The following is a 21,419-nucleotide window of genomic DNA, read 5'->3' as shown; positions in this document are numbered from 1 at the left end:
CAACAAGTCGATAACACGGCATCGATAGTTGTTGGCGGTTCCCGGATCGTCCATCACCTTTTTCCACAGAAGGTTTTTATGTCCTCCACCAAAGCCCGCGCAGACTCACTCTCGCTTCTGCTATTTACCTTGCGCAGCGGCAAGCTGATGGCGATCAACCTGCTGAAAGTCAGTGAAATCATCCCCTGCCCGGCGCTGACCAAACTGCCGGAGTCACACCCCCACGTCAAAGGCATCGCCAGCTTGCGCGGCATGTCGTTGTCGGTGATCGATCTCAGCCGCGCCATTGGCGAGCGGCCGCTGGAAGACCCCAACGGTGGCTGCCTGATCGTCACTGATGTCAGCCGCTCGAAACAAGGCCTGCACGTGCAGGCCGTCAGCAAGATCGTCCACTGCCTGACCACCGATATACGCCCCCCGCCCTACGGCTCTGGTGGCTTGCGCTCGTACATCACCGGGGTCACTTCAGTCGATGGCACGCTGGTGCAGGTGCTGGATATCGAAAAGGTCATCCACGGCATTGCCCCGGCGCAGATTGAATCGGCGCCGACCGAACTCAGCATGGAAGACGCTGAAATACTCGGCAACGCGCGGATTCTGGTGGTCGATGACAGCCAGACCGCGCTGCAGCAATCGGTACACACCCTGCGTAACCTCGGCCTGCAATGCCACACCGCCCGCAGCGCCAAGGAAGCCATCGATTGCCTGCTGGACTTGCAAGGCACCCAACAGCAGATCAACCTCATCGTTTCAGACATTGAAATGTCGGAGATGGACGGTTATGCCTTCACCCGGACCCTGCGTGAAACCCCGGATTTCTCGCACCTCTATGTGTTGCTCCACACTTCACTGGACAGTGCGATGAACAGCGAAAAGGCCCGTCTTGCTGGCGCAAACGCAGTGTTGACCAAGTTCTCCTCGCCAGAACTGACCAAGTGCCTGATCGAAGCCGCCAAGGCTGTTGCAGAACAAGGTCATTGAGGTTTGAGCAAGGACTTCTGTTTTCTGATGCGGCGCAACCTCGCTGAAGTTGTGCCCGCGATCACTTGGCCTCAGGGAGTTGTCATCGGTGAATACCACCCTGAACGGGCTGAAGCTGTTCATCGTTTGATGGCGCAGGGGTATCAGGATGGTGGCGCTCGCGTGCCGGCACTGGCTATCTGGCAACAGCGTTTTGAAACTGATCCTGAGTACGACCCGACCCTGTGCTTCATCGCTCTGGATGCCGCAGGCATAGTGGGTGTTTGTCAGTGCTGGACAAGTGCCTACATCAAAAACCTGGTGGTGCATCCACGGGCTCGGGGCCAAGGATTAGGACGCACTTTGTTGCTCCATGCCTTCAATACATTTCAGCAAAGGCGCGAAGGTTTTGTAGATTTGAAGGTGCGGGAAGACAACCTTCGGGCGCAGCGGTTATATGAGCGTGTCGGAATGTATGTGGTTCGCCGGGAACCGGTTCCTGCCTGATATCGCCGAAGGCTGCGATCTTTTGGCAATCGGGCAAACTTACCCTCTTGAGGCATACTCCAACCTCGGACAACACATGCCCAAGGATCTCAGACCCCATGAAAGCAATCACTCTGACCTTCATCTGCCTCAGCGCCCTCGCCACCCAGGCCCAGGCTTCCAGCTCCGACGCCTGGGCTGCCTTCGACAAGGCAGTGCTCGCCAGTTGCACCAAGGCCAGCGGCCTGAAGAACGCCAAACCGATCGGCAGCGCCGCTCAATTCGATGATCGGGTCGAGTACACCGCACTCCTGCTGCAAGGCCAGTACCCGCAAAAACACATGAAAGGCCAGCAAGGCACCGAGCTGTGCCTCTACAACAAGAAAAGCAAAACCGCCTATGTCACCGAGTGGGATTCCATCCGCCCGCCGGCCAAAACTCAATGAGTGGCTCATAACTTGCTTCCAGCCAGGCCTTCGCGGTGATTTTCCGTCACCGCTTTCCTGTTTCCGGATGCGACTGACCGCTCAATGAATACGACGTTTTCCTGCGTAGGTTGTGGCAAATGCTGCACCGATCACCATGTCCCCCTGACCCTGGATGAAGCCCGTATGTGGGCCGCTGACGGCGGTCAGGTGATCGTGCTGGTCGAGGGTTTTCTCAACAATGGCCTGGGCCTGCCGGCGCAGCAGCGCGAGCATGCCGAGCGCCGTTCAGTGCGAGTCAGCAGCGGCAAAACAGAGGCTTTTGTGGCAATCACCTTTGCCGCCTACAACCTTGGTCGCTGCCGGAATCTTGACGAAGACAACCTGTGCCGCATCTATGAGCGCCGCCCATTGGTCTGCCGCATCTACCCCATGGAAATCAATCCACACATCCCACTCAACATCGCGGTAAAGGAATGTCCGCCGCAATCGTGGGAAAACGGCCCGGATCTGATCGTGGGCGGCACACTGGTCGACCAGCCACTGGCCGAACTGATCCAGCGCTCCCGTCAGGCGGACCGTGATGATGTGCTGGTCAAGGATGCGATGTGTGCGCTATTGGGGATCCGCACCACGGCGTTGAAGGGCGACGGGTTTACCGCGTATCTGCCGGATATGGCCGAGTTCGCCACGATCTTCGATGAGCTGGCCGGGCAGACGTTGCCGGAATGGGCCAGCGAGTGGCTGTTCCATGTATCAGGTGACGACATCGCCGGCCAAGTGCAAGCCGCCGGTGCTGAGGTGACCGACGAGGCAGCGCAAAACTATGCGTTTATTTCGTTGCGCGCCACGTGACCGCAGACCCTGAGCGGCCAAGCCCCTGTGGGAGCGAGCCCGCTCGCGATGGCGGCGTATCAATCACCAAAAACCTTGAAGCCTAGCGCTTACCCATCGACCTGCGGGTACCCGGCGGCGCAGCGCCCGGCGTCTTGGTATGGCCGTTCTTCGCGCCATTCTTGTACCACGGCTGGCTGGCGTTCTTCGCAGCGGCCAGTTCACCTGGCTTGAACGGGAACTTGAATTCCGGGATTGCAGTTTTGGTCTCGCTGTCTGCGCTGGAGTCGACGCTGTCTGGCAGGTCTGCCGGGGCGTCGCTCGAAGCGTCGGCAACCGGCGGTTGTGTCGGGGAAGTCATGAAAGCTCCGGGTGATGCAAAAGAGTCGGGCCCGGTCAGCGAGCCACGAAAGGCGGCAGTATACCTGCCCGGCCGACCCACGCACGCGCACCTTCGGTCGGCACTGCAAGAATTTACAGCACCTGCTGACAACCGTTGCCTAGAGGTAGGTGACGGTGACAATGCCTCTTACAGGCTTCGAGACACTGATGGCCTCGTTATCAGCCAATGCTTCGAATGTGGCGGACAAGGGCAAAGAACCACCCGCGCAGATGTTTTCATGGGTGCTCACTTCCAGGTCCACCCCCGGAATGACCTGCAGATTTCGCGACTCGCTGAACTGCACCGCCCGCGTGCTCTGTACGGCACAAGTAAACTCGGCGATATGCCCGACAAAGCTGATGCGGCCCGACATATTCGCGGGCGCGGCCGACAGGGCCAGCGGAACCAGCAACAGCGCGCTGGAAATCATGACTGTAAACTTCATCGCAGGATCGCTCCAGAAAGGTTCTGACACTCTCTGTATCCGCACCCGGGCAATGATCTTTAAACCGCAATTGTAACCTTGGCGGCCAAACTGACAGCGCTGTCAGTTGGCAGTCACTTTGCTGACGGTGTAACAGGGCTATAAGGAAAGTATAAATCTCAATCCAATTTGCACTTCCTGCCTGGCGCCCCACTCGCATGCGAATCCAGAACAAGACCGCCCTGCTCGCCACCCCTCTGATCATGCTGATTGCGCTGGGCATCTGGTACCTGAGTAAACCGGCCACGGCGAAACTGGCAGCTCCGACCGCTATCCCTGTGCGCGTAGTCAATGTCGCCGAAAAAGATGTTTCGCGTTTTGTCAGCGGCATCGGCTCGGTGTTGTCGCTGCACAGCGTGGTGGTGCGCCCGCAGATCGATGGTGTCCTCACCAAATTGCTGGTCAAGGAAGGTCAACGGGTGAAAGCTGGCGATCTTCTCGCCACCATCGATGACCGCACGATTCGCGCCAACCTCGACCAAGCCCGCGCGCGGCTGGGTGAAAGCCAGGCACAGCTGCAGGTGGCACTGGTCAACCTCAAGCGCTACAAATTGCTCAGTATCGACGATGGAGTGTCGAAGCAGACCTATGATCAGCAGCAGGCGCTGGTCAACCAACTCAAGGCCACAGCCCAAGGCAATCAGGCCTCGATTGACGCGGCCCAAGTACAACTGTCCTACACCCAGATTCGCTCACCAGTCACCGGTCGGGTGGGTATTCGCACGGTAGATGAAGGCAATTTCCTGCGCATGACCGATACCCAGGGGCTGTTCACAGTGACCCAGATCGACCCGATTGCCGTGGAGTTCTCCCTGCCCCAGCAAATGCTGCCGACCCTGCAAGGCCTGATCAACGATCCCGAACATGCACAGGTCTTGGCCTACATCGGATCCGACACAGACAGTGAGACCGGCAACCTGCTGGGCGAGGGGCATCTGACCCTGATCGATAACCAGATCAACTCCAACACCGGGACCATCCGCGCTAAAGCCGAATTCAACAATCCCGGGCAGAAACTCTGGCCCGGCCTGCTGGTGACAGTGAAAATTCAGACAGGCGTGGATAAAGGTGCGCTGGTGGTTCCACCCACGGTTGTACAGCGTGGCCTCGATCAACATTTCGTCTATCGGGTCAAAGGTGACAAAGTCGAGATCGTCCAGGTGCAGATGGTGTATCAAGGCAGCGGCCAGGACATCATCAAGGGCGTGGAGCCCGGCGACGTGCTGGTCAGTGACGGCCAGTCACGGCTCAAGCCCGGCTCCACGGTACAGGTACTGACCGAGCCGCCGCAGGTCGTGCAGTCGGAGCCTAAGCCATGAAAGGCCACGGCTCGGTTTCCACCTGGTGCATCGATCATCCGGTCGCGACGATCCTGCTGACTTTCGCCCTGGTGCTGCTGGGGGGGATGGCGTTCCCGAAGTTGCCGATCGCGCCGCTGCCGCAAGCCGAATTCCCGACCATCCAGGTGGCTGCGCAGTTACCCGGGGCCAGCCCGGAGACCATGGCTTCATCGGTGGCCACGCCGCTTGAAGTGCAATTCAGCGCCATCCCGGGTGTGACCCAGATGACCTCAAGCAGCGCCCTGGGCTCGACCAACCTGACCCTGCAGTTCACCCTCGACAAAAGCATCGACAGCGCCGCGCAGGAAGTGCAGGCGGCGATCAACACGGCCTCCGGCAAACTGCCCAAGGATATGCCGAACCTGCCGACCTGGCGCAAGGTCAACCCGGCCGACAGCCCGGTGCTGATTCTCAGTATCAACTCAACCCTGCTGCCCGGCCCGGAACTCAGCGACCTGGTGGAAACCCTGCTGGCGCGTCAGATCAGTCAGATCGACGGCGTGGGCCAAATCAACATAACCGGTCAGCAGCGCCCGGCCATTCGCGTCCAGGCTTCAGCGGACAAGCTTGCAGCGATCGGCCTGACCCTGGCCGACATACGCTTGGCCATCCAGCAGACCAGCCTCAACCTGGCCAAGGGCGCGCTATACGGCGAATCAAGCATCTCAACCCTGTCGACCAATGACCAGTTGTTCCACCCCGAGGAATACGGACAGCTCATCGTTTCCTACAAGGACGGTGCACCGGTTCATCTCAAGGATGTGGCCAAGGTCGTCAACGGCTCGGAAGATGCCTACGTGCAGGCATGGGCCGGTGATCAACCTGGCGTGAACCTGGTGATCTCGCGCCAGCCGGGAGCCAACATTGTCGCAACAGTCGACCGCATCCAGGCCGCGTTACCCGGCCTGGAGGCCATGCTGCCGGCCTCGGTCCAAGTCAAGGTGCTGATCGACCGCACCCAGACCATCCGGGCGTCCCTGCATGAGGTGGAAATCACCCTGCTGATCGCCATTGCCCTGGTCGTGGCCGTCATGGCGCTGTTCCTGCGCCAGCTCTCCGCAACGCTGATCGTCTCGGCGGTACTGGGTGTTTCACTGGTCGCCACCTTCGCCCTGATGTACATCATGGGCTTCAGCCTGAATAACCTGACCCTGGTTGCCATCGTGGTGGCCGTGGGGTTTGTGGTCGACGATGCGATTGTGGTGGTGGAGAACATCCACCGTCATTTGGAGGCTGGCGATGGCATGCGCGAGGCGGCGATCAAGGGTGCCGACGAAATCGGTTTCACCGTAGTGTCGATCAGTTTCTCGCTGGTGGCGGCGTTCATTCCGTTGCTGTTCATGGGCGGTGTGGTCGGGCGGCTGTTCAAGGAGTTCGCCCTGACGGCCACCGCGACCATCATGATTTCAGTCGTGGTGTCGCTGACCCTGGCACCGACCCTGGCTGCGCTGTTCATGCGCGCACCGGTGCATCACGCCAATTGCAAGCCGGGGTTCGGTGAGCGTCTGCTGGGATGGTATGAAAAGGGCTTGCGCCGTGCACTCGCGCACCAGACCCTGATGATCGGGGTGTTCGGGATGTCATTGGGCCTGGCCATTGCCGGCTACATATTCATTCCCAAGGGCTTCTTTCCGGTGCAGGACACGGGATTTGTCCTGGGCACCACCGAAGCCGCTGCGGATATTTCCTACGGCGACATGGTGAAAAAACACCTGGCAATGGCTGAGATAGTCGCCGCCGACCCAGCCGTGCAGGCCTTTTCCCATTCGGTCGGCGTCTCGGGCAGCAACCAGACCATCGCCAACGGCCGGTTCTGGATATCCCTGAAAAAACGCGGCGACCGCGATGTCTCGGCCAGCGAGTTCATCGACCGGATTCGTCCACAGCTGATGAAAGTCCCAGGCATCGTGCTGTACCTGCGTGCCGGCCAGGACATCAACCTCAGCTCCGGCCCGAGCCGCGCGCAGTATCAATATGTGCTCAAGAGCAACGATGGCGCGACGCTCGGCATCTGGACCCAGCGTCTGACCGAGAAACTGCGCAGCAACCCGGCGTTCCGTGATATTTCCAACGACCTGCAACTGGGCGGCAGCATCACCCATATCCGCATCGATCGCAGCGCCGCCGCGCGTTTTGGCCTGACGGCGAGCGATGTCGACGAAGCGCTGTACGACGCATTCGGCCAACGCCAGATAAACGAATTCCAGACCCAGATCAACCAGTACAACGTCATTCTGGAACTGGACACCCGGCAACGCGGCAAGGCTGAAAGCCTCAACTATTTCTACCTGCGCTCACCGTTGAGCGGAGAAATGGTGCCCCTTTCCGCCCTGGCCCGATTCGATGCGCCAACGGTCGGTCCGCTGTCAATTGCCCATGATGGAATGTTCCCGGCTGCCAACCTGTCATTCAACCTGGCGCCCGGCGTGGCGTTGGGTGATGCGGTGATCATGCTCAACCAGGCCAAGGCCGAGATCGGCATGCCGGCCGCCATGAGCGGTAATTTCCAGGGCGCGGCCCAGGCCTTCCAGAGTTCGCTGGCCAGCCAGCCATGGCTGATTTTGGCGGCGCTGGTGGCGGTGTATATCATCCTCGGTGTGCTCTACGAGAGCTTTGTCCATCCGCTGACCATTATCTCGACGCTGCCGTCTGCCGGGCTCGGGGCGGTGATCATGCTGTGGATCTGTGGCCAGGATTTTTCCATCATGGCGCTGATCGGCCTGGTGCTGCTGATCGGTATCGTGAAGAAGAACGGTATCCTGATGATTGATTTCGCCCTCGATGCCCAGCGCAACCGTGGCCTGTCACCGCAAGAAGCGATCTATGAGGCCTGTATCACGCGGTTCCGGCCGATCATCATGACGACCCTCGCCGCACTGCTCGGCGCCTTGCCGTTGATGCTCGGCTACGGCACCGGCGCCGAACTGCGCCAACCCTTGGGGATCGCGGTGGTTGGCGGCCTGCTGGTGAGCCAGGCACTGACGCTGTTCACCACGCCGGTCATATACTTGTGGCTGGAGCGGCTATTCCATCGACCTGAACCAGCCCCGGCATCGGCGCTGGCGACCACAGACTGAGGCGGGGTCATGCGCGTCCTGATCATCGAAGACGAAGAAAAAACCGCAGACTATCTGCACCGCGGCCTGACGGAACAGGGTTACACCGTGGACCTGGCGCGCGACGGTGTAGAAGGCCTGCACATGGCGCTGGAGAGCGACTACGCAGTGATCGTCCTCGACGTCATGCTACCGGCCCTCGACGGCTTTGGCGTACTGCGTGCGCTGCGTGCGCGCAAGCAAACCCCGGTGATCATGCTGACCGCCCGCGAGCGAGTCGAAGACCGCATCAAGGGCTTGCGCGATGGTGCCGATGACTACCTTGGCAAGCCGTTCTCTTTCCTCGAACTGGTCGCTCGCCTGCAGGCGCTGACCCGGCGCAGTGGCGGGCATGAACCTGTGCAGGTGAGCATCGCCGACTTGTGGATAGATCTGATCAGTCGCAAGGCGACCCGTGCCGGAACCCGCCTGGACCTGACCGCCAAGGAGTTCTCGCTGCTCAGCGTGCTCGCCCGCCGCCAGGGTGAAATCCTCTCGAAAACCGCGATCGCCGAGATGGTCTGGGACATCAATTTCGACAGCGATACGAACGTCGTCGAGGTCGCGATCAAGCGTCTGCGCGCCAAACTCGACGGGCCGTTCGATGAGAAATTGCTGCACACGATTCGTGGCATGGGCTACGTGCTGGAGAGCCGCAATGTCCAGTAACTCAATTGCCTTACGCCTCAGCGGCATGTTTACGCTGGTGGCTTTGCTGGTGTTCCTGTTGATTGGCTGGGCCCTGTACCAGCAGGTCGACAAGGGCCTGGGCCTGCTGCCCGAAGCCGAACTGGATGCGCGATACAGCGTGCTCGAATCCACCGTCGGCCGTTACGGCACACCCGAGCACTGGGTGAAGATCAACAACAAGCTCAAGCTGCTGGGCGAAGAAGACAAGCGCATACGCTTCTGGATCATCAGCGCCGACCCCCACTATGAATACGGCGAGCTGACGCCCCAGATCCGCGCCTTTGCCCAGGGCCCGCTGGGCATGCGCGACCTGAAGCTGCCGGAGCTGCCTTATCCACTGAAAGTGCTGGTCAGCCAGTTCCCCGCCAAGGACCAGCGTCCTGCGCTACGTTTTATGATCGGCATCGACACCGAAACCTTTTTCCAGACTCAGCACCATTTGCTGATTGCGCTGATCAGCCTGGCAATCATAGGCGTGCTGATGGCGTCGGCCCTCGGCTATTGGGTGGCACGGATCGGCCTCAAACCCTTGATCAAATTGTCCCAGGAAGCCCAACGCCTGGCGCCGCCGCTGCTGTCCGGGCGGTTGCAACTGTCGCCACTGCCACCGGAGCTTAACCAGTTCGTCAGCTCATTCAATTCGACGCTGGAGCGAGTCGAGCAGGCTTACTCTCGTCTTGAATCCTTCAACGCCGATGTGGCCCATGAACTGCGCTCGCCCCTGACCAACCTGATCGGCCAGACCCAGGTCGCGCTGACTCGAGGAAGATCGGCGGAGCATTACTTCGAAGTGCTGCAATCCAATCTCGAAGAGCTTGAGCGACTGCGCTCGATCATCAACGACATGCTGTTCCTGGCCAGTGCCGACCAGGGTAGCAAGGCCACCAAGCTGACCTTCACCTCGCTGGCGGATGAAGTGGCGACCACCCTGGAGTATCTGGATTTCATCCTCGAAGACGCTCGGGTACAGGTACAGGTCAGCGGCGATGCGCAGGTACGAATCGAGATCGCACACCTGCGCAGGGCCCTGATCAACTTGTTGAGCAATGCCGTGCAGCACACCGAGCCGGGGCAGGTGATCCAGGTTCACATCGAAGCCCAGGCGCATCAGGTCAGCATCGGCGTGGCCAACCCGGGCGACCCGATTGCCAGTGAGCACCTGCCGCGCTTGTTCGAACGCTTCTACAGGGTTGATGCTTCGCGCAGCAACAGCGGGAATAACCATGGGCTTGGCCTGGCGATCGTCAAGGCCATTGCGCTGATGCATGGCGGTGATGTGTTTGCGCGCAGTGATCAGGGCGTAAATACGTTCGGGATTCACCTGCCAATCTGAAGCCCTCCCCCCTTGCGGCCATCTACTATTGCCTAAACGGCAACAGTCATTTCACGAATCCACTCTTTTTCCCCACCCCGTTCAGCCTTATCTTTGCGCCACCAAACAGCACTTGCCAAGCAAGAAGGTTTTTTAGATGTCCAACTCCATGGGTATTGCCAGCGCTTTCGTTTTGTCCTCATTCTTCCTCTCCCCACTCGCCATGGCGGAAGAGTCCCTGACCTTCGCCGCCCGCAACGCCGAACGCGCTGCGGCCTTCGAGGCGTACCAAGGAGAGATGACGGCCAAGGCCCAGGAAGCTGGCCAGCCCCCGCAAGCATCGACGACTCATGCCCAGCCTCAGGCTGAGAAAGACAGCTGACCCGCTGCAGAAATCTGTTTCCCTCGACACTTTCCATCGGCTCTTCCCTTTGAAAAGTTGTCTTCAAGCCGCTGTTGCCAGCGGCTTTTTTTCGTCCACCGATTCTTACAATGCATGCAACGATAGGCGAAACCGCCCACTACCTGCTTAACTCACTGCAGGAGCGGGCTTGCTCACGAAGAACGTCAACGAATACGCGGGCTGCCTGGTTTAACGTGGTGCATTGGCGTTCTTCGCGAGCAAGCTCGCTCCTACAAAGACCTAACCGAAGTTCACGCAGACCTCATCCCATGATCGCCAGTCGCCTCCCTCAAGTCTCAGGCAAGACCGGTCGACCTGAACTCATGGTGATCCTCGGCAGCACACTGACGGTTATCGCGATTCTGGGTATCGTCACCTTCCTGTTGATCCGCGAACATGCGGGCGCCAAGGAGGCCGCCACCCGCAGTGCGACCACGATTGCACAACTCATCGATGCCGACGTGCTGCGCACCATCGAGCTCTACGACCTGACCCTGCAAGGTCTGATATCTGCCGCGCAGCGGCACGACCTGCGCCAGGTGTCACCGCAGATCCGTCACCTGGTGCTGTTCGACCGCTCCACTACCGCCCGATTCAAGGGCGATATCCTGCTGCTCGACAAGCATGGCGAGGTACTCGCCGACTCATCCCTGATAGAGCCCCGGCCGGGCAATTTCGCCGACCGCGACTACTTTCAAGCCCACGTCAGCAACACCGACAGCGGTATGTTCATCAGCCGCCCGTTCAAGCCCCGGTGCGATTGCGAAGACAACAATGAATGGCGAATCAGCTTCAGCCGGCGCATTGCCTCGCCGACCGGGGAGTTCTTGGGCGTGGCCGTGGCATCGATGCGCCTGGCCTATTTCGACCAATTGTTCAACAGCCTGTACATTGGCAGCGACAGCACGCTGAACATCATCGACGACGCAGGCATCCTCTTGGCGCAGAAGCCCTACCTGGAGCATGACTCGATCGGCAAGAGCTTCGCCAACCGCCCCAATGTCGTGCGCATCCTGCGCGAGGGCAGTGGCAGCTTCGAGAGCGTTTCAAGCATCGATGGCCAGCAACGTCTCTATACCTTTTCCCGGGTCGGCAACCTGCCGCTGACGGTCATCGTCGCGCTGTCCGGCAACGACGTGTTTGCGGCCTGGCAGCGCACGGCGCTAGTGATCAGTGGGGCAACGGGCGTGCTGTGTATTGGCTTGCTGTGGCTTAGCTGGTTGCTGTGTCGGGAGCTGGGCTTGCGCCATCACGCCGAGCAGGAGCTGGCGCAACTGGCCGCCACCGACGCCCTGACCGGGGTCGCCAACCGCCGGATCCTCGATCTGACCCTGCGCCACGAATGGTTCCGCGCGCAACGTTCAGGCCAGCCACTGTCGGTGCTGATGATCGATGCCGATCACTTCAAGGCCTTCAATGATCGTCATGGCCATCAAGGGGGTGACGAGGCTTTGCGCATAGTCGCCAAGGTAATCGCGGCCAATGTGCGGCGCCCTGCAGACCTGGTGGCGCGCTACGGTGGCGAGGAGTTTTCGGTGATCCTGGCGGAAACCGATAGCGCAGGCGCACAGCTCATTGCCGAAAAGATCCGGGCGGCGGTGGAACAGTTGCCGAAGGTGGAGGGAGACGAGTTACCGATGACGGTCAGTATCGGTATCAGCACCTGGACCACCCAGACGGAAGCGACCCTGGAGCAGCTATTGTTTACGGCGGACAAGGCGCTGTATCAGGCCAAGGAAAATGGGCGGAATCGGGTGGTTGCCGGCTGACGATTTTTAGTTGATTGACTTGCTCGCGAAAAGGTCAGCCCAGGCGCCACAAAAAATCGGATCATAAAAAAAGGCCACCCGAAGGCAGCCCTTAAAAACTAGAGAGGTTTTTACTTACACGGCCGCGACTGGACGCATGTAAGAGATCGGTGCAGTGCTGGCGTCTTCGAAAGTCACGACTTCCCAAGCATCTGTCTGCTCAATCAACTTGCGCAGCAGCTGGTTGTTCAATGCATGTCCGGACTTGAAGCCCTTGAACTCACCTATCAGGCTATTGCCCAGCAGGTAGAGGTCACCAATAGCATCGAGGATCTTGTGCTTCACGAATTCGTCTTCATAGCGAAGGCCGTCTTCGTTCAGTACGCCATCCGCGTCGACCACAATAGCGTTTTCAACGCTGCCGCCGAGTGCGAGGTTGTGCTTGCGCAGGTACTCGATGTCACTCATGAAACCAAAGGTACGGGCGCGGCTGACTTCTTTTACAAACGAAGTACTGGAAAAATCCACGCTTGCACTTTGTGTGCGGTCACGGAAAACCGGGTGATCGAAATCGATCTCGAAACTCACCTTGAAACCTTCGAAAGGGACGAAAGTGGCGCGCTTGTCGCCGTCTTCCACTGTCACTTCGCGCAGGATGCGGATGAATTTCTTGGCGGCGTCCTGTTCTTCCAGGCCAGCCGACTGAATCAGGAATACGAAAGGTCCAGCGCTACCATCCATGATTGGAACTTCGGACGCGGAGAGCTCGACGTAGGCGTTATCGATGCCCAGGCCAGCCATGGCCGAGAGCAAGTGCTCCACCGTATCCACTTTGGTGTCACCACTGACCAGCGTGGTCGACATCGTGGTTTCACCAACGTTTTCCGCGCGGGCAGGAATCTGCACCACAGGGTCGAGATCGGCACGACAAAACACAATGCCGGTGTCGATAGGTGCGGGCTTGAGGGTCAGGTATACCTTCTCCCCGGAGTGCAGGCCTACACCTGTGGCACGGATAATATTTTTCAGTGTGCGTTGTTTAATCATGGCTTGGGCCGCTTCAGCGCAATTTGCGAACTGGTATCAACAAAGGCTGGCGATAATAGCAGACCAGACCTTTGCTGAACACCAATCACCTTCATAGCCCTGATACATTCCATCAATCGGCCTGACGACGCAGGAAAGCCGGGATGTCCAGGTAGTCCAGGTCATCTTGCGGATTCATCTTCGCGGCAGTCGCAGCACCGGCCTGGGCCTGGTTACGCATGACGGTCGGACGGTCCAGATCACGGTAGTTCACGGCAGGAGCTTCCTGACGAGCGGGTGCCTGTTGCTGTGGCTGGGAAGCCACGGACGTGTGCATGGTGTTGTCGATAACCTTGACAGGCTTCTCGATTTTCGCGCCCAGACCGGTAGCAACCACCGTCACGTGCAGTTCGTCGCGCATGTCAGGGTCGATAACGGTACCGACCTTGACCATTGCGTGTTCGGAAGCGAAGGCTTCGATGATGCTACCCACGTCGGAGTACTCACCCAGGGAAAGGTCAGGACCGGCGGTGATGTTCACCAGGATGCCGCGTGCACCTTGCAGGTTCACGTCTTCCAGCAACGGGTTGCGAATGGCCGCTTCGGTAGCCTCGCGAGCACGGTTCGGACCGCTGGCGCAGCCAGTGCCCATCATCGCCATGCCCATTTCGCTCATCACGGTACGTACGTCGGCAAAGTCGACGTTGATCATGCCTGGACGCTTGATGATGTCGGAAATACCGCGAACGGCGCCGGCCAGTACATCGTCTGCCTTGGCGAAAGCCGACAGCAGGCTGGCGTCCTTACCAAGGATGGTCAGCAGCTTCTCGTTGGGGATGGTGATCAACGAGTCGACGCTTTCAGACAGCAGACGGATACCTTCGTCGGCGATCTGCATGCGCTTGCGGCCTTCGAACGGGAACGGACGAGTCACCACCGCAACGGTGAGAATCCCCATTTCCTTGGCCACTTCAGCAATGATCGGCGCAGCACCGGTACCGGTACCACCACCCATGCCAGTGGTGATGAACACCATATTGGTGCCCTGCAGGACTTCGGCAATGCGCTCACGATCTTCGAGAGCGGCCTGACGACCTACTTCAGGGTTGGCGCCAGCGCCGAGACCTTTGGTCACGCCGGTGCCCAGTTGCAGGATGGTCCGCGCGCCGATGGATTTCAGCGCCTGGGCATCAGTGTTGGCGCAGATGAATTCAACGCCTTCAATGTTGCTCTTGACCATATGGTTGACAGCGTTGCCGCCGCCTCCGCCAACACCGATAACTTTGATGACCGGGCTTGCGGGGATGTTGTCTACGAGTTCGAACATTTTCCCTCTCCTTTACATTCTCTAGTTTTTTCGCCTACTGCTTTTACTGCTTGCCGCTTGTGCCACTTGAAACTGCTTCGTTAGAAGTTGCCTTGAACCCAGCTCTTGATGCGATCGAGCAAGGCGGCTTTCGGTTCTTCGTTGCTATAACTGTCGCGGCTGCTGATTCCCGAGAACGAAATCCCGTCAGACTGCTTCTGCAGGCCGTACATCAACAGGCCAACGCCGGTGGAGTAGATCGGGTTACGCACCACGTCATCCAGGCCCTTGACGCCATGGGGCACGCCCAGGCGGACCGGCATGTGGAAGATTTCCTCGGCCAGTTCAACCGCGCCTTCCATTTTCGAGGTGCCGCCGGTCAGCACGATGCCGGCCGGGATCAGGTCTTCGTAGCCGCTGCGACGCAACTCGGCCTGGATCAGGGTGAACAGTTCGTCGTAACGCGGCTCGACCACTTCGGCCAGGGCCTGGCGGGACAGTTCGCGCGGTGGACGGTCGCCAACGCTTGGCACCTTGATGGTCTCGCCAGCACCGGCCAGCTTGGCCAAGGCGCACGCGTACCGAATCTTGATCTCTTCGGCGTACTGGGTCGGGGTGCGCAACGCCATGGCGATGTCGTTGGTCACCTGATCACCGGCAATCGGGATCACGGCGGTGTGACGGATCGCGCCTTCGGTGAAGATCGCGATGTCGGTGGTGCCGCCGCCGATGTCCACCAGGCACACACCCAGTTCTTTCTCGTCGTCGGTCAGCACCGAATAGGCCGAAGCCAGCTGCTCGAGAATGATGTCGTCGATTTCCAGGCCGCAGCGACGCACGCATTTCTCAATGTTCTGAGCAGCGTTGACGGCGCAGGTGACCACGTGGACCTTGGCTTCCAGGCGAACGCCGGACATGCCCAGGGGCTCACGTACACCTTCCTGGTTATCGATCACGTAATCCTGCGGCAGGGTGTGCAGCACTCGCTGGTCAGCCGGGATCGCCACGGCCTGGGCGGCGTCGAGAACGCGCTCGAGGTCGGCGGAGCTGACTTCACGATCTCGAATCGCCACGATGCCGTGGGAGTTCAGGCTGCGGATGTGATTGCCCGCCACGCCGACGAACGCCGAGTGGATCCGGCAACCGGCCATCAGCTGCGCTTCTTCGATTGCGCGCTGGATCGATTGCACGGTGGACTCGATGTTCACCACCACGCCTTTCTTCAGGCCGCGGGATGGGTGCGTACCGATCCCGACGATTTCCAGCGTGCCATCGTCCGCGACCTCGCCGACCAGCGCCACCACCTTGGAAGTGCCGATATCCAGACCGACGATCATTTTGCCGCTTTGCACGTTTGCCATGGGTCCTGCCTCTTCTTAATTCTTCGCGACAGCGGGTTGGGCTGTCGTGGGCGCTACAGGTTCCCGCCAGCCAACAGCGAGGCCGTTGGCGTAGCGCAGATCGATGCGCGCAATGTTCGTAATCTGTTCTTTAAGCGTCTTGTCATAGATGGCGATAAAACGGCGCATCTTCTCCAACAGGTTGCCGCGTCCCAGCAGTAGCTCGATGCCCGGGCCCGCACTGCCGGCTCCGGTGGTCAGGAACCAGCTGCCGCGCTCACGCAATTCCAGCCGTGCAATCGAGAAGCCCAACGGTCTGAGCATCTGGCTCAGCACCTGGTACTGCTGCATCACCTGCTGCTGGGCCCGTTGTGGGCCAAACAGCTGTGGCAAGTGTTCGTAGTTCGCCAGCTCGCGCGGGGTGAATGCCTGGCCCTGGTTGTTCAGCAACGACTCGTCGCCCCAACGGGCCACCGGCAGTTGCTCTTCCAGGCGAATCACTACCTGATCCGGCCATACCCGACGCACTTCGGCATGGGCAATCCATGGCATCTGTTCCAGCTCGGTGCGCATGCTCGCCAGGTCGATGGTGAAGAAGCTCGCCGCCACAAAAGGGGCGATCCGTTGCTGCACCGCTTGCTGGCTGATGTAGCTCAGGTCGCCTTGTACGGCGATCTTGGTGATCGGCCGGTCGGCGTACGGCAGCAGACGCTGCGCACCTTCGTAAGTACCGACCCCCAGAGCTATCAGCAGTACCGGCCAGAACAGGGCTTTAAGAAAACCGAAGTTGGCTTTCGGCAGGCGCGCGGACATCGGCTCTTTGGCCACCATTCGGCTTGCACCCCGCGGCACCGGCTTGCGGCCGGGCGGTGCGGGAGGCTGATGTCTCAGCTGGGCGCCTTGCATGTTCTTAACCTCGCGGCTCTAGGCTGGCGGCCAAAATGGCCAGAACCAGTTGCTGGAAATCCAGACCGGCAGCACGGGCCGCCATCGGCACCAGGCTGTGATCGGTCATGCCCGGCGCGGTGTTGACTTCGAGAAACCAGAACTGCCCATCGGCGTCCTGCATCACGTCTGCCCTGCCCCAACCGGCGATACCCAGCGCCTCACAGGCTTTCGCCGTGAGGTCGATCAGTTCTTTCTCTTTGTTGCTGTCGAGCCCGCAGGGAATCCGGTACTGGGTATCGGAAGCCACGTACTTGGCGTCGTAGTCGTAGAAGCTATGGGTCGTGCCCAGGGCAATCGGAGGCAACACCTGGTCACGCAGGGTGGCGATGGTGAACTCCGGACCGTGAATCCATTGCTCGACCAACACTTGCGAATCGTAGGTACTGGCCGCTTTCCAGGCGTCGATCAACTCGGACGTGGAAGTCACTTTGGCCATGCCGATACTTGAACCTTCATGGGCCGGTTTGACGATTAAAGGGAAGCCCAGTTCCGTCGCCGCAGAAATACAATCGGCCTCGTTGCACAGCACGGCGTGACGCGGCGTCGGAATGCCGAGGCTGTGCCACACCTGTTTGGTACGCAGCTTGTCCATGGCCAATGCCGAAGCGAGGATGCCGCTGCCGGTGTACGGGATGCCCAGGCATTCGAGCAGGCCCTGCATGCTGCCGTCTTCACCGCCACGACCGTGAAGAATGATGAAGGCGCGGTCGATCTTTTCGTTCAGCAGGCGCTGCAACAAATCATCGCCCACGTCGAGACCAAACGCATCGACTCCAGCGCTTTGCAGCGCCTCGAGGACGGCGTTACCCGACTTGAGGGACACCTCGCGCTCGGCGCTCTTGCCACCGAACAGCACGGCCACCCGACCGAAGTCTTTCGGCGCGATGGTGGAAAAGAGGTTGGCGTATGCAGCGGTCATTTCAACTTCCCCACGCTCGGCGCAGCAACGGCACCAACGAATAACGGACTGTTCAACAGTTTCGGGGCCAGGCCACCGATGTCGCCCGCGCCCTGACACAGCAGGATGTCGCCGGCGCGCAGCAGCGGCTTGACGATGGGTGCGAGATCCACACCACGTTCGATGTAGATCGGGTCCAACTGGCCGCGCTGGCGGATGCTGTTGCATAACTTGCGGCTGTCGGCACCCGGGATCGGTTCTTCACCGGCCGGATAGACTTCCATCAGCAGCAGCACGTTCGCGTCGGCCAATACATTGACAAAATCGTCGTACAGGTCGCGGGTGCGGCTGTAGCGGTGCGGCTGGTAGACCATCACCAGGCGGCGCTCAGGCCAGCCACCGCGCACGGCCTTGATCACCGCGGCGACCTCGGTCGGGTGGTGCCCGTAGTCGTCCACCAGCATCACGTTGCCGCCGTCCACCGGCAGTTCGCCGTAGACCTGGAAGCGTCGGCCGACACCCTGGAACCCTGACAGGCCCTGAACGATGGCCTCATCGCTGACGCCTTCGTCGGTGGCGATGCAGATGGTCGCCAGGGCGTTCAAGACGTTGTGATTACCCGGCATGTTCACCGAGACATCCAGCGGCTCGCGCTCAGGGCGCAGCACGGTGAAGAAGGTCTGCATGCCTTGCTGGCGCACATTGATCGCGCGCACGTCGCAGTCGTCGCCGAAGCCGTAGGTGACGGTCGGACGTTTAACCAGTGGAAGGATTTCGCGGACCACGGGATCGTCCAGGCACACCACCGCCAGACCGTAGAACGGCAGGTTGTGAAGGAACTCGACAAAGGTTTTCTTCAGCTTGTTGAAGTCACCGTCGTAGGTCGCCATGTGATCGGCGTCGATGTTGGTGACCACAGCTACCAGCGGCTGCAAGTGCAGGAAACTGGCGTCGCTTTCATCGGCTTCGGCGATCAGGTAACGGCTGGTACCCAGTTGTGCATTGGTACCCGCTGCATTCAGACGCCCACCGATGACGAACGTCGGGTCCAGGCCGCCAGCGGCGAACACCGACGCGATCAGGCTGGTAGTGGTGGTTTTGCCGTGGGTACCGGCGACGGCGATGCCGTGACGGTAGCGCATCAGCTCAGCCAGCATTTCGGCGCGCGGCACCACTGGAATTCGACGTTCCAGGGCGGTGGCGACTTCCGGGTTGGAGGTGTTCACGGCGCTGGAGGTGACCAGCACATCGGCCGTCGCGGCGTTCTCGGCGCGGTGGCCGATGTAAATGTGGGCACCAAAGGATTCCAGGCGCTCGGTCACCGGCGAAGCCTTCAGGTCGGAACCGGACACTTCATAACCCAGGTTCAACAACACTTCGGCAATCCCGCACATGCCCACGCCGCCGATACCGACGAAGTGGATGCGACGGATGCGGCGCATTTCCGGATGTGGCATGGCTTTCTGATTCTCAACCATGGGCCACCTCCAGGCAGGTATCGACAACGTTGCGAGTGGCGTCTGGTTTGGCCAGGCGGCGAGCGGCGGAGGCCATGTCATTGAGTCGTTGTGGTTGCATCAGGACCTCTGTCAGGCGTGCGGCAAGATCCGCAGCGCCGGTCGTTCTTTGTGGCATCAGGAAGGCAGCGCCTTCACGGGCCAAATAGTCGGCATTGCGGGTCTGGTGATCGTCAATGGCGTGGGGCAAAGGCACCAGCATCGAGGGCAGACCGGCGGCAGCCAGTTCACTGATGGTCAGCGCGCCTGCGCGGCACACCACCAGGTCGGCCCAGCCATAGGCTTGGGCCATGTCTTTGATGAAAGGCTGCACCTGCGCCTCGACGCCGGCCGCGCGATAGCGCTCTGCAGTCACTTCATCGTGGTTTTTGCCGGCCTGATGAAACACTTCAGGGCGCAGGTCGGCAGCGACTTGGGCCAGGGCTTCAGGCAGCAACTTGTTCAATGGCTCTGCGCCCAGGCTTCCGCCCAGGATCAGCAAACGCGCCTTGCGCCCGGCCAGGGCCGAACGCGGTGTTTCGAGGAACAGCTCGGTACGTACCGGGTTACCGGTGGTACGGCGGCTGTCCGACAGGGTAAAGGTGTCGGGGAAGGCTTCACACACCCGAGCGGCCAACGGCACCAGTAATCGATTGGCGGTACCGGCCACGGCGTTCTGCTCATGAACGATCACCGGCACGCCAGCCCATTTGGCGGCAACACCGCCAGGACCGGTCACATAGCCACCAAAGCCGACCACGCAGACCGGCCGCAGTTGGCGAATGATCGCCCGCGCCTGCCAGACCGACTTGAGCAACATGATCGGGGCCTTGAGCAGCGACAGCTTGCCCTTGCCACGCAGACCGCTGGCATTGATGCGGTGCAGCTCGATACCGGCCATCGGCACCAGTTCGTTCTCGATGCCACGCGGGGTGCCGAGCCAATGCACGGTATACCCGCGGGCCTGGAATTCGCGTGCACAGGCCAGCGCCGGGAACACGTGGCCACCGGTGCCGCCCGCCATGATCAGCACGTTAGCGCCCATGGGTCGGCTCCTCGGCGAAGTCGCTTTCCTGGAACTCCATCTCTTCGCTACCCAGATGGGTTCGACTCTCCCATTCGATGCGCAGCAGCAGGCCCAGACAGGCACAGCAGATCACCAGCGAACTGCCGCCATAGCTCAGAAACGGGAGGGTCAGGCCCTTGGTTGGCAACAGGCCGACGTTCACGCCGATATTGATCAGGAACTGACCGATCCACAGGAATGACAGGCCATAGGCAATGTAGGCCGCAAAAAACTGCTTGGCTTTTTCCGCCCAGTATCCGATGTACATGCCGCGTACGCAGACGAAGGCAAACAGTGCAACCGTGACCAGCGAGCCTACTGCACCCAGCTCTTCGGCCAGGACCGAGAACACGAAGTCGGTGTGGGCTTCCGGCAGGTAGAACTGCTTCTGCACGCTGTTGCCCAGGCCGACGCCCAGCCACTCGCCGCGACCGAAAGCGATCAACGCCTGGGACAACTGGTAGCCGGCGCCGAACTGGTCGGCCCATGGGTCGGCGAAGTTGGTCAGGCGCGCCATCCGATACGGCTGCATCTGGATCAGCAGCACCACGGCACCGACGGCCAGCAGCACCATCAGCAGGAAGCGAAACAGCCCCACCCCGCCAAGGAACAGCATGGCCGCAGCGGCCCCCATCATCACGACGGTGGCGCCGAAGTCCGGCTCCATCAACAATAGCCCGGCCATCGGCAACAGCACGATGAATGGTTTGAAAAAGCCCATCCAGCTTTCACGCACTTCTTTCTGGCGCCGCACCAGGTAACCGGCGAGGTAAATCACCACGAACACCTTGGCGATCTCGGAAGGCTGCACGTTGAAAAAGCTGAACCCAATCCAGCGCATCGAACCGTTCACTTCACGGCCGATGCCCGGGATGATCACCATCACCAGCAAGCCGAACGCGCCAATCAACATCAGCCAGCCCAGGCGCTGCCAGGTAGCGATCGGGACCATCATGGTGACGATGCAGGCGCCCAGGCCCAGCATCACGTAAATCAGGTGGCGGATCATGTAGTACAGGGCGCTGCCCGACTGTGCTGCGGCGACTTCGGTCGACGCCGAGGCGATCATCACCAGGCCCAGGCCCAGTAATGCCAGACAACCGGCGAGCATCGGGAAGTCGAGATCGATGCCGCGCCCGGTGATAATCGGCGACGGGTACGGTTTGATGATACTCAGCAG

20 protein-coding genes are annotated in these 21,419 nt (G+C 60.3%); 10 read left to right on the top strand and 10 right to left on the bottom strand.

Going from position 1 to position 21,419, the window contains the following annotated elements; genetic code table 11:
• The first annotated feature begins 78 nt into the window (after positions 1-78).
• From L9059_RS16865 to L9059_RS16850, 4 genes are all read left to right on the top strand, one after another.
• Positions 79-981, top strand: a complete 903-nt coding sequence (locus L9059_RS16865) for a chemotaxis protein CheV (protein WP_247292110.1) — start codon at positions 79-81, stop codon at positions 979-981.
• 27 nt (positions 982-1,008) lie between these two features.
• A complete protein-coding gene (locus L9059_RS16860) occupies positions 1,009-1,467 on the top strand; it encodes a GNAT family N-acetyltransferase (RefSeq protein ID WP_247292161.1) in 459 nt (152 codons plus the stop codon).
• Positions 1,468-1,565: 98 nt separating this feature from the next.
• Positions 1,566-1,892, top strand: a complete 327-nt coding sequence (locus L9059_RS16855; RefSeq protein ID WP_247292109.1) for a hypothetical protein — start codon at positions 1,566-1,568, stop codon at positions 1,890-1,892.
• A gap of 84 nt (positions 1,893-1,976) precedes the next feature.
• Positions 1,977-2,726: a YkgJ family cysteine cluster protein gene (locus tag L9059_RS16850; protein ID WP_247292108.1), complete on the top strand. Its 750-nt coding sequence runs from the start codon at positions 1,977-1,979 to the stop codon at positions 2,724-2,726.
• Positions 2,727-2,808: 82 nt separating this feature from the next.
• Here L9059_RS16850 and L9059_RS16845 read toward each other — a convergent pair whose 3' ends face one another.
• Both L9059_RS16845 and L9059_RS16840 read right to left on the bottom strand, forming a co-directional pair.
• Positions 2,809-3,066: a hypothetical protein gene (locus L9059_RS16845; RefSeq protein ID WP_247292107.1), complete on the bottom strand. Its 258-nt coding sequence runs from the start codon at positions 3,064-3,066 to the stop codon at positions 2,809-2,811.
• A 139-nt stretch (positions 3,067-3,205) separates the two neighbouring features.
• Complete coding sequence (locus L9059_RS16840; RefSeq protein WP_247292106.1) at positions 3,206-3,532, bottom strand: hypothetical protein; 327 nt, start codon at positions 3,530-3,532, stop codon at positions 3,206-3,208.
• A 197-nt stretch (positions 3,533-3,729) separates the two neighbouring features.
• On the opposite strand from L9059_RS16840, the gene L9059_RS16835 reads away from it, so the two are divergent.
• The 6 genes from L9059_RS16835 (at position 3,730) to L9059_RS16810 (ending at position 12,180) form a co-directional block, all read left to right on the top strand.
• A complete protein-coding gene (locus tag L9059_RS16835) occupies positions 3,730-4,890 on the top strand; it encodes an efflux RND transporter periplasmic adaptor subunit (RefSeq protein WP_247292105.1) in 1,161 nt (386 codons plus the stop codon).
• Entirely contained in the window at positions 4,887-7,988 is a 3,102-nt protein-coding gene (locus L9059_RS16830) for a multidrug efflux RND transporter permease subunit (protein ID WP_247292104.1), read from the top strand. Before L9059_RS16835 ends, L9059_RS16830 begins: the two co-directional genes overlap by 4 nt.
• 9 nt (positions 7,989-7,997) lie before the next feature.
• Positions 7,998-8,675 (top strand): heavy metal response regulator transcription factor, encoded by a 678-nt coding sequence (locus L9059_RS16825; protein WP_247292103.1) that lies wholly within the window; start codon positions 7,998-8,000, stop codon positions 8,673-8,675.
• Positions 8,665-10,029, top strand: a complete 1,365-nt coding sequence (locus tag L9059_RS16820) for a heavy metal sensor histidine kinase (protein ID WP_247292102.1) — start codon at positions 8,665-8,667, stop codon at positions 10,027-10,029. Before L9059_RS16825 ends, L9059_RS16820 begins: the two co-directional genes overlap by 11 nt.
• A 136-nt stretch (positions 10,030-10,165) precedes the next feature.
• Positions 10,166-10,390: a hypothetical protein gene (locus tag L9059_RS16815; RefSeq protein WP_247292101.1), complete on the top strand. Its 225-nt coding sequence runs from the start codon at positions 10,166-10,168 to the stop codon at positions 10,388-10,390.
• 290 nt (positions 10,391-10,680) lie between these two features.
• Positions 10,681-12,180, top strand: a complete 1,500-nt coding sequence (locus tag L9059_RS16810; protein ID WP_247292100.1) for a sensor domain-containing diguanylate cyclase — start codon at positions 10,681-10,683, stop codon at positions 12,178-12,180.
• Positions 12,181-12,294: 114 nt separating this feature from the next.
• Here the strand turns inward: L9059_RS16810 and lpxC are convergent, their stop codons facing one another.
• From lpxC to ftsW, 8 genes are all read right to left on the bottom strand, one after another.
• Positions 12,295-13,206 (bottom strand): UDP-3-O-acyl-N-acetylglucosamine deacetylase, encoded by a 912-nt coding sequence (lpxC, locus tag L9059_RS16805; RefSeq protein ID WP_045059296.1) that lies wholly within the window; start codon positions 13,204-13,206, stop codon positions 12,295-12,297.
• 112 nt (positions 13,207-13,318) lie between these two features.
• Complete coding sequence (gene ftsZ / locus L9059_RS16800; protein WP_247292099.1) at positions 13,319-14,512, bottom strand: cell division protein FtsZ; 1,194 nt, start codon at positions 14,510-14,512, stop codon at positions 13,319-13,321.
• A gap of 80 nt (positions 14,513-14,592) precedes the next feature.
• Positions 14,593-15,852, bottom strand: a complete 1,260-nt coding sequence (gene ftsA, locus L9059_RS16795) for a cell division protein FtsA (protein WP_247292098.1) — start codon at positions 15,850-15,852, stop codon at positions 14,593-14,595.
• A 15-nt stretch (positions 15,853-15,867) separates the two neighbouring features.
• The gene (locus tag L9059_RS16790) at positions 15,868-16,737 is read right to left on the bottom strand and encodes a cell division protein FtsQ/DivIB (protein WP_247292097.1); all 870 of its coding nucleotides are present in this window, start codon (positions 16,735-16,737) and stop codon (positions 15,868-15,870) included.
• 4 nt (positions 16,738-16,741) lie between these two features.
• Positions 16,742-17,698, bottom strand: a complete 957-nt coding sequence (locus L9059_RS16785; RefSeq protein WP_247292096.1) for a D-alanine--D-alanine ligase — start codon at positions 17,696-17,698, stop codon at positions 16,742-16,744.
• Positions 17,695-19,155: a UDP-N-acetylmuramate--L-alanine ligase gene (gene murC / locus L9059_RS16780; RefSeq protein WP_122838790.1), complete on the bottom strand. Its 1,461-nt coding sequence runs from the start codon at positions 19,153-19,155 to the stop codon at positions 17,695-17,697. Before murC ends, L9059_RS16785 begins: the two co-directional genes overlap by 4 nt.
• A complete protein-coding gene (gene murG / locus L9059_RS16775; RefSeq protein ID WP_247292095.1) occupies positions 19,148-20,218 on the bottom strand; it encodes an undecaprenyldiphospho-muramoylpentapeptide beta-N-acetylglucosaminyltransferase in 1,071 nt (356 codons plus the stop codon). Before murG ends, murC begins: the two co-directional genes overlap by 8 nt.
• The gene (gene ftsW / locus L9059_RS16770; protein WP_247292160.1) at positions 20,208-21,419 is read right to left on the bottom strand and encodes a putative lipid II flippase FtsW; all 1,212 of its coding nucleotides are present in this window, start codon (positions 21,417-21,419) and stop codon (positions 20,208-20,210) included. Before ftsW ends, murG begins: the two co-directional genes overlap by 11 nt.

Origin of the sequence: Pseudomonas violetae (genome assembly GCF_023072615.1) — a bacterium.
Lineage (GTDB): Bacteria > Pseudomonadota > Gammaproteobacteria > Pseudomonadales > Pseudomonadaceae > Aquipseudomonas > Aquipseudomonas violetae.
The sequence above is the reverse complement of the archived record's forward strand: the minus strand, read 5'-3'. Positions and strand labels throughout refer to the sequence as shown.

What these genes read in the sequence shown, in the direction of transcription:
- L9059_RS16865 (WP_247292110.1), top strand. Translation starts at nt 79, where the DNA reads ATGTCCTCCACCAAAGCCCGCGCAGACTCACTCTCGCTTCTGCTATTT.
- L9059_RS16860 (WP_247292161.1), top strand. Translation starts at nt 1,009, where the DNA reads ATGCGGCGCAACCTCGCTGAAGTTGTGCCCGCGATCACTTGGCCTCAG.
- L9059_RS16855 (WP_247292109.1), top strand. Translation starts at nt 1,566, where the DNA reads ATGAAAGCAATCACTCTGACCTTCATCTGCCTCAGCGCCCTCGCCACC.
- L9059_RS16850 (WP_247292108.1), top strand. Translation starts at nt 1,977, where the DNA reads ATGAATACGACGTTTTCCTGCGTAGGTTGTGGCAAATGCTGCACCGAT.
- L9059_RS16845 (WP_247292107.1), bottom strand. Translation starts at nt 3,066, where the DNA reads ATGACTTCCCCGACACAACCGCCGGTTGCCGACGCTTCGAGCGACGCC.
- L9059_RS16840 (WP_247292106.1), bottom strand. Translation starts at nt 3,532, where the DNA reads ATGAAGTTTACAGTCATGATTTCCAGCGCGCTGTTGCTGGTTCCGCTG.
- L9059_RS16835 (WP_247292105.1), top strand. Translation starts at nt 3,730, where the DNA reads ATGCGAATCCAGAACAAGACCGCCCTGCTCGCCACCCCTCTGATCATG.
- L9059_RS16830 (WP_247292104.1), top strand. Translation starts at nt 4,887, where the DNA reads ATGAAAGGCCACGGCTCGGTTTCCACCTGGTGCATCGATCATCCGGTC.
- L9059_RS16825 (WP_247292103.1), top strand. Translation starts at nt 7,998, where the DNA reads ATGCGCGTCCTGATCATCGAAGACGAAGAAAAAACCGCAGACTATCTG.
- L9059_RS16820 (WP_247292102.1), top strand. Translation starts at nt 8,665, where the DNA reads ATGTCCAGTAACTCAATTGCCTTACGCCTCAGCGGCATGTTTACGCTG.
- L9059_RS16815 (WP_247292101.1), top strand. Translation starts at nt 10,166, where the DNA reads ATGTCCAACTCCATGGGTATTGCCAGCGCTTTCGTTTTGTCCTCATTC.
- L9059_RS16810 (WP_247292100.1), top strand. Translation starts at nt 10,681, where the DNA reads ATGATCGCCAGTCGCCTCCCTCAAGTCTCAGGCAAGACCGGTCGACCT.
- lpxC (WP_045059296.1), bottom strand. Translation starts at nt 13,206, where the DNA reads ATGATTAAACAACGCACACTGAAAAATATTATCCGTGCCACAGGTGTA.
- ftsZ (WP_247292099.1), bottom strand. Translation starts at nt 14,512, where the DNA reads ATGTTCGAACTCGTAGACAACATCCCCGCAAGCCCGGTCATCAAAGTT.
- ftsA (WP_247292098.1), bottom strand. Translation starts at nt 15,852, where the DNA reads ATGGCAAACGTGCAAAGCGGCAAAATGATCGTCGGTCTGGATATCGGC.
- L9059_RS16790 (WP_247292097.1), bottom strand. Translation starts at nt 16,737, where the DNA reads ATGCAAGGCGCCCAGCTGAGACATCAGCCTCCCGCACCGCCCGGCCGC.
- L9059_RS16785 (WP_247292096.1), bottom strand. Translation starts at nt 17,698, where the DNA reads ATGACCGCTGCATACGCCAACCTCTTTTCCACCATCGCGCCGAAAGAC.
- murC (WP_122838790.1), bottom strand. Translation starts at nt 19,155, where the DNA reads ATGGTTGAGAATCAGAAAGCCATGCCACATCCGGAAATGCGCCGCATC.
- murG (WP_247292095.1), bottom strand. Translation starts at nt 20,218, where the DNA reads ATGGGCGCTAACGTGCTGATCATGGCGGGCGGCACCGGTGGCCACGTG.